15 protein-coding genes are annotated in these 13,806 nt (G+C 63.7%); 11 read left to right on the top strand and 4 right to left on the bottom strand.

Annotated elements, in window-relative coordinates; genetic code table 11:
* Window positions 1–4 precede the first annotated feature (4 nt).
* Both phoU and ETQ85_RS04355 read left to right on the top strand, forming a co-directional pair.
* Window positions 5–703, top strand: a complete 699-nt coding sequence (gene phoU / locus ETQ85_RS04360) for a phosphate signaling complex protein PhoU (RefSeq protein ID WP_148577827.1) — start codon at window positions 5–7, stop codon at window positions 701–703.
* A gap of 168 nt (window positions 704–871) precedes the next feature.
* A complete protein-coding gene (locus ETQ85_RS04355; protein ID WP_148577826.1) occupies window positions 872–1,636 on the top strand; it encodes a flagellar brake protein in 765 nt (254 codons plus the stop codon).
* 58 nt (window positions 1,637–1,694) lie between these two features.
* On the opposite strand, the gene fliE is transcribed toward ETQ85_RS04355, so the two are convergent.
* The 3 genes from fliE to ETQ85_RS04340 all read right to left on the bottom strand — a co-directional run bounded on the left by fliE (window position 1,695) and on the right by ETQ85_RS04340 (window position 4,614).
* A complete protein-coding gene (gene fliE / locus ETQ85_RS04350; protein WP_148577825.1) occupies window positions 1,695–2,015 on the bottom strand; it encodes a flagellar hook-basal body complex protein FliE in 321 nt (106 codons plus the stop codon).
* 63 nt (window positions 2,016–2,078) lie between these two features.
* The gene (locus ETQ85_RS04345) at window positions 2,079–3,476 is read right to left on the bottom strand and encodes a sigma-54-dependent transcriptional regulator (RefSeq protein ID WP_148577824.1); all 1,398 of its coding nucleotides are present in this window, start codon (window positions 3,474–3,476) and stop codon (window positions 2,079–2,081) included.
* Window positions 3,477–3,510: 34 nt separating this feature from the next.
* Window positions 3,511–4,614, bottom strand: coding sequence for a sensor histidine kinase (locus tag ETQ85_RS04340; RefSeq protein ID WP_148577823.1), 1,104 nt, complete (start codon window positions 4,612–4,614; stop codon window positions 3,511–3,513).
* 155 nt (window positions 4,615–4,769) lie between these two features.
* Between ETQ85_RS04340 and fliF the strand changes: the two genes are divergently transcribed.
* The 9 genes from fliF to fliN all read left to right on the top strand — a co-directional run bounded on the left by fliF (window position 4,770) and on the right by fliN (window position 13,477).
* Window positions 4,770–6,473, top strand: a complete 1,704-nt coding sequence (gene fliF / locus ETQ85_RS04335) for a flagellar basal-body MS-ring/collar protein FliF (protein ID WP_148577822.1) — start codon at window positions 4,770–4,772, stop codon at window positions 6,471–6,473.
* Window positions 6,457–7,458, top strand: a complete 1,002-nt coding sequence (fliG, locus tag ETQ85_RS04330) for a flagellar motor switch protein FliG (protein ID WP_148577821.1) — start codon at window positions 6,457–6,459, stop codon at window positions 7,456–7,458. Before fliF ends, fliG begins: the two co-directional genes overlap by 17 nt.
* 15 nt (window positions 7,459–7,473) lie before the next feature.
* Window positions 7,474–8,187, top strand: a complete 714-nt coding sequence (locus ETQ85_RS04325; RefSeq protein ID WP_148577820.1) for a flagellar assembly protein FliH — start codon at window positions 7,474–7,476, stop codon at window positions 8,185–8,187.
* Window positions 8,187–9,590 (top strand): flagellar protein export ATPase FliI, encoded by a 1,404-nt coding sequence (gene fliI / locus ETQ85_RS04320; RefSeq protein ID WP_148577819.1) that lies wholly within the window; start codon window positions 8,187–8,189, stop codon window positions 9,588–9,590. Before ETQ85_RS04325 ends, fliI begins: the two co-directional genes overlap by 1 nt.
* Before the next feature lie 84 nt (window positions 9,591–9,674).
* Entirely contained in the window at window positions 9,675–10,124 is a 450-nt protein-coding gene (gene fliJ, locus ETQ85_RS04315) for a flagellar export protein FliJ (protein ID WP_148577818.1), read from the top strand.
* Between the two features lie 71 nt (window positions 10,125–10,195).
* A complete protein-coding gene (locus tag ETQ85_RS04310) occupies window positions 10,196–11,332 on the top strand; it encodes a flagellar hook-length control protein FliK (RefSeq protein WP_148577817.1) in 1,137 nt (378 codons plus the stop codon).
* A 93-nt stretch (window positions 11,333–11,425) separates the two neighbouring features.
* Complete coding sequence (locus ETQ85_RS04305; protein WP_148577816.1) at window positions 11,426–12,004, top strand: flagellar basal body-associated FliL family protein; 579 nt, start codon at window positions 11,426–11,428, stop codon at window positions 12,002–12,004.
* Window positions 12,005–12,016: 12 nt separating this feature from the next.
* Window positions 12,017–13,009 (top strand): flagellar motor switch protein FliM, encoded by a 993-nt coding sequence (fliM, locus tag ETQ85_RS04300; RefSeq protein ID WP_148577815.1) that lies wholly within the window; start codon window positions 12,017–12,019, stop codon window positions 13,007–13,009.
* Window positions 13,010–13,018: 9 nt separating this feature from the next.
* The gene (gene fliN / locus ETQ85_RS04295; protein ID WP_148577814.1) at window positions 13,019–13,477 is read left to right on the top strand and encodes a flagellar motor switch protein FliN; all 459 of its coding nucleotides are present in this window, start codon (window positions 13,019–13,021) and stop codon (window positions 13,475–13,477) included.
* Window positions 13,478–13,518: 41 nt separating this feature from the next.
* Here fliN and ETQ85_RS04290 read toward each other — a convergent pair whose 3' ends face one another.
* Window positions 13,519–13,731 carry a hypothetical protein gene (locus tag ETQ85_RS04290; protein ID WP_148577813.1) on the bottom strand — a complete coding sequence of 71 codons (213 nt, stop codon included), beginning with the start codon at window positions 13,729–13,731 and terminating at the stop codon, window positions 13,519–13,521.
* Between the last annotated feature and the right edge of the window lie 75 nt (window positions 13,732–13,806).

Here is a 13,806-nt window from a genome sequence, read left to right as displayed (position 1 = left end):
TCCCATGAACGAACACACCTCCAAAAAGTTTGATACCGAACTGGAAGGTATCCGCACCCGGGTCCTTCAGATGGGAGGCATGGTCGAACTGCAGATCGTGAAGGCCATGGAAGGGCTATCCGACGGCGACCTCCTGCTCATCGACCAGGTCATCGAAAACGACAACCGGGTCAATCTGCTGGAAATCGAGCTGGACGAAGCCTGCAATCAGGTCATCGCCAAGCGCCAGCCGACCGCAGTCGACCTGCGCATGATCAGCACCGTACAGAAGACCATCACCGACCTCGAGCGTATCGGCGACGAAGCGAAGAAGATCGCCAAGACCGCCAAACAGATCCACACGGCGGTGTCGCCCTTCATGCCGCAGATCCGCCTCAGCCACATCGCTGACGCAGTGGTGGACATGCTGCGCACCTCCCTCGACGCCTACGCACGCCTCGACACCATTTCCGCCGCCCAGGTGGTTCGCCAGGACAAGGAAGTGGATGCCGAATTCAAGGGCATCATGCGCCAGCTGATTACCTACATGATGGAAGATCCGCGCACCATCTCCCAGGCCATCGAACTGATGTTCGTGGCCAAGTCGGTGGAGCGCATCGGCGACCATTCCAAGAACATCGCCGAATACGTGGTGTACATGGTCAAGGGCCGCGACGTGCGCCACACCAGCCTGGAAGAGATCGAACGGGAAGCCACCCGCTGAACACGGGCTGACCAGTTTCTCCGGTACGGGGGACGGCTTGCCGTCCCCCGTTGCTTTTCAGGGGAGGGCAAGACCGGAAACAGAGATGCGGTTTGCTGTGAGTCACGGCACCCCGAGACGGGCTGCTAGAATCCACACCTATTCCGCCCCCCGGACGCCACCTCCATCATGCCGCTCAAGTTTGAACTCCTGCAGGCCGACGACTACTCCCAATACCTGCTGAGGGGGAAGACCGACATCCTCTACAACCTGCGCAGCCTCATGCAGAAGCGCGCCATGCTGAGTGCCTTCATCGATGCCAGCGCAGACTCCTTCCTCACCGCCATCCTTGCCGTCACACCGGACGAGCGCCACCTGATCCTCGACGCCGCCAGCGATGAAACGATCAACCGCCGGGTGGAGGCCGCCGAACAGCTGATCTGCGTGACCCAGCTCGACAAGATCAAGATCCAGTTCGCCGCCAGCAAGATCGAACGCTTCCCCTTCGAGGGCCACGAAGCCTTCCGCGTACCGCTGCCGGAAGTCCTGCTGCGCCTGCAGCGCCGCGAGTATTACCGCCTCACCGCCCCCGGCTCCCACGCGCTCAGTTGCCTGATTCCCGTCACTGTCGGCGGCGAACACAAGGTGATCTCGGTGGAAACCAGCGTACTCGACATCAGCGGCGGCGGCCTGGCCATTACCGTCCCGTCCGGCGGCGTAACGTTTGAACCGGACATGGAGTTTGCCGACTGCCGGCTGATGCTGCCGGAAACCGGGCCGATTTCCGCCACGCTGCGGGTCCGCAACCTGTTTCGCATCACCAACCGGGACGGTAGCGTGATGCTGCGTGCCGGCTGTGAGTTCCTGAACCTGTCGAACAGCGTGGCCTCGACCATCCAGCGCTACATCCTCAAGGTAGAACGCGAAAGAAACGCCCACGAACGTATGCGCTGAACACGCAAAAACAAAAAGCCGGCAGCGCCGGCTTTTTTATTGACTCCCCTGAATCAGGTCAGACGGACATGTTCATGATGTCCTGATACGCCGTCACCAGCTTGTTGCGCACCTGCACCATCTGCTGGAATGACAGACTGGCCTTCTGCAGATTGACCATCACATCCTGCAGATTGACGTTCGGATCGCCGGACGAAAAACCCTTGGCCATTTCCTGCGCCTGCATCTGGGCCGAACTCACATCGGCAATCGCGCTCTGCAGGACCTGACCGAAATCGGCTTCACCCGCAGCGCCCGGCGCTTTCGCAGGCTTGCCCGCGGCCACCTGTGAAGTGGCGCGCAGCTCCGACAACATCTGATCGATTCCGCGGGTATCCATGATCCGGCTCCTTTTTCTCAACTATAGCAGAGCAAGGCACGTGCCAAGCGGCACATGGCCCCACTAACCGGAGAACAGCCCCTCCTGGCGGTATTGCTGCAGCTTGTAGCGCAGGGTGCGCTCCGAGATGCCAAGCTGCGCCACCGCGCGCTTGCGTGAGCCTCCCACCTCCTTGAGCACCTGCAGGATGTGCTCCCGTTCCAGATCCTTCATGTTGGCCGGGCGCCCCGCCTCATTACCAGCAGACGCAAGCTCAACGGCAATATCTGCCGACTCAACGGCAAAGTTCGCCGGAACGGCAGTACTGCTGATGGGCAGGCGTACCGGCTCACCATTCCAGTGGGGCAGGCACAGGCGGATGGTATCGGCCGAGACGGCTTCGCCACCGCTGAGAATCAGGGCCCGCTGCACGGTGTTTTCCAGCTCCCGGACGTTGCCCGGCCAATGATAGGTCACCAGCACCGCTTCGGCCTCCGGCGACAGGCGTCCCGGACGCTTCAGGCGGACGCCATGCATCAGCGCGAAATGCCGTGCCAGCGGCACGATGTCGCCCGGCCGCTCGCGCAGGGACGGGATGGGCAGCGGAAAGACATTCAAGCGGTAAAACAGATCCTCGCGAAAACGGCCCGCCGCCACTTCCTTGGTCATGTCCCGATTGGTCGTGGCCAGCACGCGAATGTCGAGGGGAATGGCTTTCTTGCCGCCAACCCGCTCCACTTCACGCTCCTGCAGCACACGCAGCAGCTTGGCCTGCAAACCGAGAGGCATTTCGGAGATTTCATCGAGAAGCAGCGTGCCGCCCTCGGCCTGTTCGAACTTGCCGGCCTGGGCGTTGACTGCACCGGTGAAGGCCCCCTTCTCGTGACCGAAGAGGGTCGCTTCCAGCAGGGAATCGGGAATCGCCGCGCAGTTGATGGCCACGAATGGCCCCTTGCTGCGCGACGAGTGCTCGTGGAGGTAACGGGCAAAGACTTCCTTGCCGGTACCGGACTCTCCGTTCAGCAGCACCGTGGCGTCGGTTTCGGCCACCTTGTCGGCCAGCGCCAGCAGTTTGCGGGTATGCGGATCGGCGGCAATCATTCCGTCCTCGTGACGGGTGACGGCGTAGCGCTGCACGTGCTCTAACAATACATTGGGTTCGAAGGGTTTCATCAGAAAGTCGCAGGCACCGCCACGCATGGCGTCCACCGCCTTTTCCACGTCGCCGAAAGCGGTCATCAGCAGCACCGGCAACTGGGGCAGGCGCTGGCGCAGTTCGGCCAGAAGTTGCAGGCCGTCCATGGGTTGCATCTTCAGATCGGAGAGGACGAGGTTGAAGGCCTGCCTTTCCACTTCGGCCAGGGCCGCCGGACCGTCACCCACACCGGTGACGGTGTGGCCGGCGATTTCGAGGGTCAGGCACACGGCATCACGCAGGGGGGCGTCGTCTTCGACAACCAGGATGTTGAGGGCTTCAGGCATGGGTGTCTTTCTCAAGCTGGGGTGCAACGGGGCGTCAGCCGCCCATGGCGAGGGTAAGGGTGAAGGTGGAGCCGCGGCCCGGTTCGGACTGGATGCCAATGTCGCCACCGTGGGCACGGGCCACCCCTCGCGCAATCGCCAGGCCCAATCCTGTTCCATCGGGCCGAGTGGTAAAGAACGGCTCGAAAAGCCGTGACTGAAGCGCCGGATCGATGCCGCGCCCCGCGTCGGCGACGCTGAAACGCACCACCGGGCCATCCACCAGGGCGTCAAAACGGATCGCCGCACCGGCTTCGCTGGCCTGCACGGCATTCTCCAGCAGGTTGGTAAGGGCCCCGGCGATGGCCTTGCGATCGCCTACCACGCGGGTCTCGCCGCAACCGCAGGCCGACTCGAAGAACAGTCCCCTGGCCCGGGCGACCGGTTCGAGGGTGTGAGCCAGTTCGCCGACCAGATCGCAGATGCCGAAGGGCTCGCGACCGAGGGTTTCGCCACGGGCAAACAACAGCATGTCGCGAATGAGCTTTTCCAGGTGGCGCAGGCGCTCCAGGGCACGATTGCCGATACGCTCCCGATCCGCCTGTCCCATTTCCTGCTGCACCAGCGTGGCGGTATAGAGCAGCGCGGCCGACAGCGGCGTGCGCAACTGATGCGCCAGCCCGGCCACCATCTCGCCCATGGCCGCAAGACGTTCGTTGCGCTCCACGGCAAGACGCATGTGATGAGCGTCGGTGACGTCATTAAGCAGTACGATGCGCCCCTCGCCGGATTCGAGCGTAGCGTCCACGCGGGTTACACGGCGCGCTTCGCCGGCACACTCAAGCTGCCATTCGCCGGGAGCTTCAGTGGCACCGAGGCGACTGGCGGAGAACGTCGCCCAGTCAACGCCGGCCAGCGAGACGCCGAACATGCTTTCCACCGCCCGGTTGGCCTGCACGACGAGACCATCCCGATCGAGCACGACAACACCGGCGGGCAGCGCGCCCATCAGCACGCTCAGGCGCTCGGTAAGCTGGCCGACCTGTGTCTGCAGGCCGGCGTAAGCGCCGGTCAGGGCCTCGGATGCCTCGCTGAACTGGCGGAAGGCATCGGCCAGTTGGCGGGCATCGAGACGGTCTTCGGTGACAGGAGGGATCATGAGCAACTGGAAACTATTTTCACCGGTTCGCAGCTTAGGCCTGCCCGGGCACCGGCAAGGCGGCAAATAGGCGGCAAAAAGCGCCGTTAATCGTCTGGTAGAAAGAAGGCTGCCGCGCACAGAATGCGAGCATCCGAAATAGGGGGAATGTTTCCATGGCAGCAGAAGACGCCGCCGCTCCAGTACCGCCCGCCTCACCCTTCGCGCAGGTGCTGGAAAACATCCGCAATCTGTCGCAACGCCAGAAGCTCGCTGCCGGTGGCGCGCTGGCGTTCGGCATTGCGCTGATCGTCGGCGTCATGCTGTGGAGCCGCCAGCCGGACTATTCCGTGCTGTTCTCCAACCTGGCCGAGAAGGACGGTGGCGCCGTGGTGACCAGTCTCCAGGCGCAGAACATCCCCTACAAGTTCTCCGACAACGGCAACGCCATCCTCGTCCCCGCCACCCAGGTCCATGACCTGCGCCTGCGCTTGGCTGCCCAGGGCATTCCGAAGGGCGGTCTGGTCGGTTTCGAGCTGATGGAAAACCAGAAGCTCGGCCTCTCCCAGTTCCACGAACAGGTCAATTACCAGCGCGCCCTCGAAGGCGAGCTGTCGCGCACCATTTCGTCCATCGCTGCCGTCGCCGGGGCCCGGGTTCATCTGGCCATCCCCAAACAAACCGCCTTCCTGCGCGACGAACAAAAACCCACCGCGTCGGTACTGGTCAACCTGCACACCGGGCGGACACTCGATGCGGCCCAGGTCGCCGGCATCGTGCACCTGATTTCCTCCAGCGTGCCCCAGCTGAGCAACGACAACGTCAGCGTGATCGACCAGGACGGCTCCCTGCTCACCAAGAAGCCCGACCCCATGCGCATGGCCTCGCTGGACCCCACCCAGCTGAAGTATGTGAAGGAGCTCGAAGAAGGCTACATCGATCGCATCAACAGCATCCTCAAACCCATTCTCGGCACCGGCAACTTCCGCGCCCAGGTCACCGCCGACGTGGACTTCAATGTCACCGAGCAGACCGCCGAAACCTATCGCCCCAACCCGTCACCCGAGCAGGCCATCCGCAGCCAGCAAAGCAACGAAAGCCAGACCCGCGAGCAAGGCCCCCAGGGCGTGCCCGGCGCCCTCACCAACCAGCCGCCGGTGCCTGCCACCGCACCGCTCACCACGCCCGCCGTACCCGGTGCCGCCGGGGCCACTGGCCAGCCGCCGCTCAACACGACAAAGAGCGCCACCATCAACTACGAAGTGGACAAGACCGTCCAGCACACCCGCAAGTCCCTCGGCCAGATCAAGCGCCTGTCGGTGGCAGTGGCGGTCAACCACAAGGCCGAAAAGGACAAGAACGGTGCGGTGAAAACCACCCCGCTGCCGGACGCCGAAATGAAGCGCATCGAGGACCTCGTCCGCGAAGCAATGGGCTATAGCAAGGAGAGGGGCGACAGCATCAACGTGGCCAGCAGCGCCTTCGTCGCCTCCGAGCAAGACGCGTTGCCTGAAACTCCGATCTGGAAGGACCCGGACAACGTCTCCCTGTTCAAGGAACTCATCAAGTACCTGGTGATTGCCGGCGTCATCGCCTTTGTGGCTTTCGGCGTGATTCGCCCGCTGATGAAGCAGGTCATGCCGCAGCCGGAGGTCAAGGACGAAGAGGAAGACGAAACTGGCACACGCAGGGAGGGTGAAGAGGGCGAAGAAGGTGAAGAGGGCGAAGAAGGGTCCGCAGTCACCCTCTCCCCCGAAGCCGCCGCCCGCCTGGCCTACGACGAAAAGCTCGTCAAGGTGCATGAACTGGCCAAGGGCAATCCGCGCATGGTCGCCAACTTGATCAAGGAATGGATGGGAAGCAATGAGCAGCAACGATGAGGGGCTGGAAAAGAGCGCCCTGCTCCTGATGACCCTCGGCGCCGACGAGGCCGCCGAGGTACTCAAGCTGCTCGGCCCCAAGGAAGTCCAGAAGCTTGGCGCCGCCATGGCCGGCATGGCATCCCAACCGAGGGAGAAGCTGGAGGAGATCCTCGACGAGGTGATTCTCTACTCGGAGAAGGGCAACCCCATCGAGGCCGACCACGAACACATCAAGGCCATGCTCACCAAGGCCCTCGGCGACGAACGCGCCACCCACCTGATCAGCCGCGTGCTGCAGGGCTCCGACACGGCCGGCATCGAAAGCCTCAAGTGGATGGACGCTCCGACCGCCGCCGACATGATCAAGAACGAGCATCCGCAGATCATCGCCACCATCCTGGTGCACCTCGAGTTCGACCAGGCCGGCGAGATTCTCAAGCACTTCACCGACCGCCTGCGCAATGACGTGCTGCTGCGTATCGCCACCCTCGACGGCGTACAGCCGGTAGCCCTGCGGGAACTCAACGAGGCCCTGACCCGCATGCTGGCCGGCGCCTCCACGGTCAAGAAAACCGCCATGGGCGGCGTCCGTCACGCTGCAGACATCCTCAACTTCGTCGGCTCGGCTGCTGAAACCGCCATTCTCGACAACGTGCGCGAATACGACCCGGACCTGGCCCAGAAAATTCTCGACGAGATGTTCGTCTTCGAGAACCTCCTGGAGCTGGACGACCGGGGCATCCAGACCCTGCTGCGCGAAGTGCAGAGCGACTCGCTGGTCATCGCCCTCAAGGGTGCCCCGCCGGAGATGCGCGACAAGATCTTCAAGAACATGTCCCAGCGGGCTGCTGAAATGCTCAAGGAAGACCTCGAGTCCCGCGGCCCGGTACGCCTCTCCGAAGTGGAAGCCGAACAGAAGGAAATCCTCAAGACCGCCCGCCGACTGGCGGAAGAAGGCCAGATTGCCCTGTCCAGCAAGGGAGGCGACGATGCCTTCGTCTAAGCTCGGAGTCCGGACATGACGATGAACCGTCACCAGGCCGTTGGCGCCTATCAGCGCTGGGCCCCACCGTCTTTCGACGCACCGGCAGCATCCCCTGTGCCATCTCCCGCACCTGTCGTGGAGATCGAACCCGAGCCCGAGCAGCCGACGATCGAAGAGGTATTCACGCCGGAAGAACCCCTGCCGCTGCCCGAGCCCTCTGCGCACATTCACCTCCCCACCGCCGATGACATCGAGCGCATCCATGACGAAGCCCGCAAGGAAGGCTACGCCGCCGGCTACGAGGAAGGTACGGCCCGCGGCCGCATGGAAGCCATGCAGTTCCACAGCCTGGTGGAAGGGCTTGAGAACTCGATGACCAGCCTCGACCGGGAAGTCGCCGACGAGATCCTCGCGCTGGCCACCGAACTGGCCCGTCAGATGGTCCGTCAAACCCTGAACGGGCGTCCCGAAGCCGTCGTAGACCTGATCCGCGAAGCCCTCCTGCAACTGCCGCAGAACCACGCCCTGATCCACCTCAACCCGGAGGACGCGGAAATGGTCAAGGAATACCTGGGCGAACAGCTCAGCCACGCCGGTCACCGGCTGGTGGAGGACGTCACCATCACCCGGGGCGGCGTGCGCATCGACGCCTCCGGCAGCCAGATCGACGCCACCGTGCAAACCCGCTGGCGGCGCATCATGGACAACCTGGGCCGCAACATCTCCTGGGACGGAGACGGTGCCTGATGGAACACGGAACGGAAACCTGGAAGGCCTTCCTCGCTGACGGCCGCAAGCTGGTCGGCGCCACGCCGCCCTACCAGCTCTCCGGCCGCCTGACGCGCATCAACGGGCTGGTGATGGAGGCCTCCGGTCTCAAGCTGCCCCTCGGCTCCGGCTGTCGCATCGTCATCCCCGGAGGCACCTCGGTGGAGGCCGAAGTAGTCGGCTTCCACGGCGAGAAAATCTTCCTGATGCCGACCGACGACGTCTTCGGCCTCGCTCCCGGCGCCCAGGTATTGCCCGTGGAACCCGCCCAGCCGGCCCTGATCGCCGGCGAACGCATCGAACCGCGTCGCCGCGCCTCTGATCGGGCCAAGCATCTACCCATGGGCGACGAGCTCCTCGGCCGCGTGGTAGATGGCGCCGGCCGCCCGCTGGATGGCCTCGGCCCCCTCACCGTCCGCCACTCCCGCGCCCTCCAGACTCGCCCGATCAACCCCTTGCAGCGCGCCCCGATCAACCAGTCCCTCGACGTGGGCATCCGCGCCATCAACGCCCTCCTCACCGTCGGCCGCGGCCAGCGGATGGGCCTGTTCGCCGGCTCCGGCGTGGGTAAGTCGGTGCTCATCGGCATGATGGCCCGCTACACCGCAGCGGACGTGATCGTCGTCGGGCTGATCGGCGAACGGGGGCGCGAGGTCAAGGAATTCATCGAGCACAACCTCGGCCCGGAGGGCCTGGCCCGCTCGGCGGTCATCGCCGCCCCGGCCGACACCAGCCCGCTGATGCGCCTGCAGGCGGCCTCCTACGCCACCACGGTAGCCGAGTACTTTCGCGACCAGGGCAAGCACGTCCTGCTTGTCATGGACTCACTCACCCGCTACGCCATGGCCCAGCGCGAAATCGCCCTGGCCATCGGCGAACCACCGGTGACGCGCGGCTATCCACCGTCGGTCTTTGCCCGCCTGCCGGCGCTGGTCGAACGGGCCGGTAACGGGCAGGAAGGCGGCGGCTCGATCACCGCCTTCTACACCGTGCTCGCCGAAGGAGACGACCAGCAGGACCCCATCGCCGACTCGGCCCGAGCCATCCTCGACGGCCACATCGTACTGACCCGCAACCTGGCGGACCAGGGCCACTACCCCGCCATCGACATCGAACAATCCATTTCGCGGGCCATGCACAACCTCGTCAAGAGCCAGCACTTCGACATGGTGCGCCGCTTCAAACAGCTGTTCTCCCGCTACCAGCGCTCCCGCGACCTCATCGCCGTGGGTGCTTACCAATCCGGCTCCGACCCCGTACTCGACCAGGCCGTTGCCATGTACCCACGCCTCGAAGCCTTCCTGCAGCAGCGCATTGAGGAGTGCGAGCCTTACGAATCTGCAGTGGAAAAGCTCCATGCGCTCTTTGGAGCAACCCCGTGAACCCCGCCACCCACTCACAAGTTCGTCATACCCCGACCCTAAAGATTCCCGTCCCCCGTCCGATAAAGCCCAAGGAACGTGAAGATGACTGAGCCGTTCCCGCTGCAGCCTCTGCTGGACCTGGCAAACAACAAAATGGACGACGCCGCGCGCAAGCTTGGCGAGTTGATTGCCAGCGAACACGCCGTCGAGGAAAAGCTCGCCCTGCTGGTGGAATATCGCAAGGAATACCAGGCCCGTTTCGTTGAAACGGCCCGCAATGGCATCGGCCCCGACGCCTGGCGCAATTTCAGCGCCTTCCTCGTCAAGCTTGATGACGCGATTGCTCACCAACAGCGTATCGTCTCCGACTCGAAACGGCGCGTAGAACAAGGCCAGCAGAACTGGGTGGACCAGCGCAACAAGGTAAAAGCCTTCGACACCCTGTCGCACCGCCACCAGAGCCTGCAGGCCCGCAAGGAAGCCAAGCAGGAACAACGGCTCACAGACGAACACGCCGCCAAGCAATTCCGCGACCGCGACCCCGAAGAGTAATCGCTCCCGGGCGTAGCTGGCACGTGGCTTGCTGATCGGCTGGTGTCTGCATCCTCACCAGGAACAACATCATGTCCGGACCGGCCTTGAACCCCATCGCGAATATCGTCCCTGTCGCCCCCGCCAAAGGCACCGAGGCCACGCGTCAGGACGCCTCCCCCCCGGAAGCGGCCGATGCACCTGGCAAGGGTTTTGCCAGCGAACTGCACCGGCAAATGAACGGCGACACCAAGAAGGACGACAGCACCGAAACCGACAGCAAGGCCACTGCAGAAGCAGACGCCGCCGCCATTCCCGGCGCCGAACAAGCGGCGGCGGCGATACCGGTCCAGCCCGAACTGGCAGCCCTCCTCGCCGGCATGATGCAGCCCGCTGTGGCCAGCACGCCGGCCGGCCGGCTTAGCGACGATCCTGCACAGCTCGACCTCACCACCCGCCACACCCCCGTTGAAGACAGCGCTGCCGAAGTTTCCAGCACCGCCCTCGCCACACTGACAGCCAGCGCGCTAACGACAACCGCCAGCGCAACGCCCCCGACGACGACGGCAACCTCCCCCCAGAGTCCGGCAGATTTTGCCGAGAGCCTTGCCGCAAGCCTGAGCGATCCTGCCGGCACGGCCACCCGGGCCAATGCCGCCGAACTCGGCGCAACGCCTGCCGGCAAGGCCGCCGAGCTGATCGGCGAAGCCGCGCCGACCAACAGTTTTGCCAACATCCACGCAGCAGCCCTGGCCAACATGCGCGGCGAAGCCAGTCAGCCTCCGGCGCCCTCCCCGATTCCGCTTCACGTCGCCACCCCCGCCGGCAGCCCCGGCTGGCCGGAAGAAGTCGGCAACCGGGTAAGCTGGATGGTCGGCAACGAAGAAAGCCACGCCCACCTGACTCTGACCCCTCCCCAACTCGGCAAGGTAGAGGTGTCGATCACCGTCAATGGCGACCAGACCACCGCCCAGTTCGTGGCCGCCACGCCGGCAGCCCGTGAACTGATCGAACAAAGTCTGCCGCGCCTGCGCGAGATCCTCGAACAGAGCGGTATCAATCTGGGTCAGACTGACGTAGGCACCTCCGGGCAACCCGGCAGCTCCGGCGAAGGCCGCCGTGGCAACACTGCCGGCAGCAACCGGGGCGGGGACGACAAGCTTGCAGCAAGCACGACTCCCGCCCAGTGGGTACGGCGCGGAGAAGGACTGGTAGATACGTTTGCCTGAGGCCCCACAAATGATGGGCGATGATGCCCCTATTTCAGGCTTGCCGGGCAGACGTGATGGATAACAATGAACCGAGATAAGGAGTAATCCAGCATGTCGAAAGCACCGGCCAAGGCAGACAGCGCCGAAGGCGAAGCCCCCGCCAAGGGGGGCAAGAAAAAAATGATCATCATCATCGTTGCCGTGCTGATCCTGGCGATCGCCGGTGGCGCAGCCTTCATGTTGATGGGCAAGAAAAAGCATGCCGCGGACGGCGAGGATGCTGAAGAAGAAGCACCGGCCCAGCACGAACCGGCCAAGGTCAAGGTTGATCCCGCACACCCGCCTGTATTCGTCCAGCTGGAGCAATTCACCGTCAACCTCGCCCCCGAAGAAGGCGAACACTTCCTGCAGTCGACCATGGTCCTGCGGGTCGCCGATGCCAAGGTGGGGGATTCGCTCAAGCTGTACATGCCCGAGCTGAAGCACCGGATCATCATGCTGCTGTCCGCCAAGAAGCCCTCCGACCTGGTGTCGGCTGAGGGACGCGAGGCGCTCGCTGACGAAATCAAGGAAGAAGCCAACGACGTTCTCGGCTACGCGCCAAACCCGAAAAAGAAAAACAAGCGCAACCGTCCCGAAGACGACGGGCCGGTGCTTGCCGTGCTGTTCAACCAGTTCATCGTGCAATAACGGGATTCCACCATGGCCCAGGACTTTCTCTCCCAGGAAGAGGTTGATGCCCTGCTCAAGGGCGTCACCGGGGAGAGTGACGAGTCCGAGCACGCAGAGGAAAGCACCGACGGGGTCAGGGATTACAACCTCGCCACCCAGGAACGGATCGTCCGTGGGCGCATGCCCACGATGGAGCTCATCAACGAGCGCTTCGCCCGTTACCTGCGGATCGGCATGTTCAACTACATGCACCGCAACGTCGAAGTCTCGGTGGGGCCGATCAAGGTCCAGAAGTTCAGCGAGTTCGTGCGCAACCTGGTGGTTCCGACCAACCTGAACCTGTTCGTCGCCAAGCCCCTGCGCGGCACGGCACTGATCGTCCTCGACCCGAACCTGGTCTTCCTCGTGGTCGATAACCTTTTCGGCGGCGACGGGCGCTTCCACACCCGCGTCGAGGGGCGCGACTTCACGCCCACCGAACAGCGCATCATCCAGGGCCTGCTGAAGGTCACCTTCGCAGAGTACGAAAAAGCCTGGGCGCCGGTGAAAAAGCTCGAATTCGAGTACGTGCGCTCGGAAATGAACCCCCAGTTTGCCAATATCGCCACCCCCAGCGAAGTCGTGGTCGCGGCCTCCTTCACGCTGGAGTTCGGCGGCTCGCAGGCGGAAATGCACTTCTGCTTCCCGTACTCGATGCTGGAGCCGATCCGCGAGACGCTCTACTCGACGATGCAGAGCGACCACATCACCCAGGACAACCGCTGGGTCAGCATGATGGGCAAGCAATTGCAGTCGGCCGAAGTCACGATGGTGGCACGCCTCGGCACGGCCAAGGTCACGCTCAGGGACATCGTCAACATGAAACCCGGTGACGTCATCCCCCTCAACATTCCGGAAACCATTCAGGCCGAAGTGGACGGCATCCCGTTCATGGAAGCCCGTTACGGCATCCAGCGCGGACAATACGCCCTGAAGGTCGAACGCTTCCTCGCCCAGGAAGACGAACCCCAGCCCAAGGGCTAGGAGCACAGCATGTCAGAAACCGACAACCCCGACGAGAACCAGATCAGCGACGACGACTGGGCCGCCGCGATGCAGGAGCAGGCAGCCTCCGAAGGCCTGACCGATCCGGCGCTGCCCGGCCTCGAAGAAGAGTCGCCATACCAGGCCAAGCCCGCCAGCCAGTTGTTCCCGGACTTCGGGCAGGCCGGCACAAAGAGCGGGTCGATCAACGATTACGACATGATCCTGGACATCCCGGTGCAGCTCACCGTGGAACTGGGACGAACCAAGATCGCCATCCGCAACCTGCTGCAGCTGGCCCACGGCTCGGTGGTGGAACTCGAAGGACTGGCCGGCGAGCCGATGGATGTACTGGTCAACGGCACCCTGATCGCCCAAGGCGAAGTGGTGGTGGTAAACGACAAGTTCGGCATCCGACTGACGGACATCATCACGCCCGCCGAGCGCATCCGCAAACTGCGCAGCTGACTGGCCCGCCCCGGCCGGCACTCCCTCCATCACCATCCAGCTCAGGGTGATGCCGCCTCCCCGCGCGGCCTGGACAGCACCGAGCGCGGCGGATGCCGGTCGGGCGCATTGGCCCGATGCAGCAACCAGCGTTCACCGAGTATCTGTAGCGCCCGCTGGCGCTTGGCCTCATACGCCGCGGAGTCGGTCGAAACCGCCGCAATGCCTTCAGACGCGCCAGCCTCAGGCTGGATCTCACGATGCCACAGCAACATGATCACACCCTCCAGGACGTTACCCGTGATTTGAGTGACACTACGCCATCCAGTTCATCAGCGAAACCGCAAAGC

The organism is Zoogloea oleivorans, assembly GCF_008107625.1.
Lineage (GTDB): Bacteria > Pseudomonadota > Gammaproteobacteria > Burkholderiales > Rhodocyclaceae > Zoogloea > Zoogloea oleivorans.
Note: the sequence above shows the minus strand (reverse complement) of the source record. Positions and strands in the feature narration are given on the sequence as shown.

Excerpts from the sequence above, each read along its gene's own strand:
- fliM (WP_148577815.1), top strand. The coding sequence starts at position 12,017 with ATGGCCCAGGACTTTCTCTCCCAGGAAGAGGTTGATGCCCTGCTCAAG.
- ETQ85_RS04325 (WP_148577820.1), top strand. The coding sequence starts at position 7,474 with ATGACGATGAACCGTCACCAGGCCGTTGGCGCCTATCAGCGCTGGGCC.
- ETQ85_RS04305 (WP_148577816.1), top strand. The coding sequence starts at position 11,426 with ATGTCGAAAGCACCGGCCAAGGCAGACAGCGCCGAAGGCGAAGCCCCC.
- ETQ85_RS04340 (WP_148577823.1), bottom strand. The coding sequence starts at position 4,614 with ATGATCCCTCCTGTCACCGAAGACCGTCTCGATGCCCGCCAACTGGCC.
- ETQ85_RS04355 (WP_148577826.1), top strand. The coding sequence starts at position 872 with ATGCCGCTCAAGTTTGAACTCCTGCAGGCCGACGACTACTCCCAATAC.
- fliI (WP_148577819.1), top strand. The coding sequence starts at position 8,187 with ATGGAACACGGAACGGAAACCTGGAAGGCCTTCCTCGCTGACGGCCGC.
- phoU (WP_148577827.1), top strand. The coding sequence starts at position 5 with ATGAACGAACACACCTCCAAAAAGTTTGATACCGAACTGGAAGGTATC.
- ETQ85_RS04290 (WP_148577813.1), bottom strand. The coding sequence starts at position 13,731 with ATGTTGCTGTGGCATCGTGAGATCCAGCCTGAGGCTGGCGCGTCTGAA.
- ETQ85_RS04310 (WP_148577817.1), top strand. The coding sequence starts at position 10,196 with ATGTCCGGACCGGCCTTGAACCCCATCGCGAATATCGTCCCTGTCGCC.
- fliN (WP_148577814.1), top strand. The coding sequence starts at position 13,019 with ATGTCAGAAACCGACAACCCCGACGAGAACCAGATCAGCGACGACGAC.
- fliJ (WP_148577818.1), top strand. The coding sequence starts at position 9,675 with ATGACTGAGCCGTTCCCGCTGCAGCCTCTGCTGGACCTGGCAAACAAC.
- fliG (WP_148577821.1), top strand. The coding sequence starts at position 6,457 with ATGAGCAGCAACGATGAGGGGCTGGAAAAGAGCGCCCTGCTCCTGATG.
- ETQ85_RS04345 (WP_148577824.1), bottom strand. The coding sequence starts at position 3,476 with ATGCCTGAAGCCCTCAACATCCTGGTTGTCGAAGACGACGCCCCCCTG.
- fliF (WP_148577822.1), top strand. The coding sequence starts at position 4,770 with ATGGCAGCAGAAGACGCCGCCGCTCCAGTACCGCCCGCCTCACCCTTC.
- fliE (WP_148577825.1), bottom strand. The coding sequence starts at position 2,015 with ATGGATACCCGCGGAATCGATCAGATGTTGTCGGAGCTGCGCGCCACT.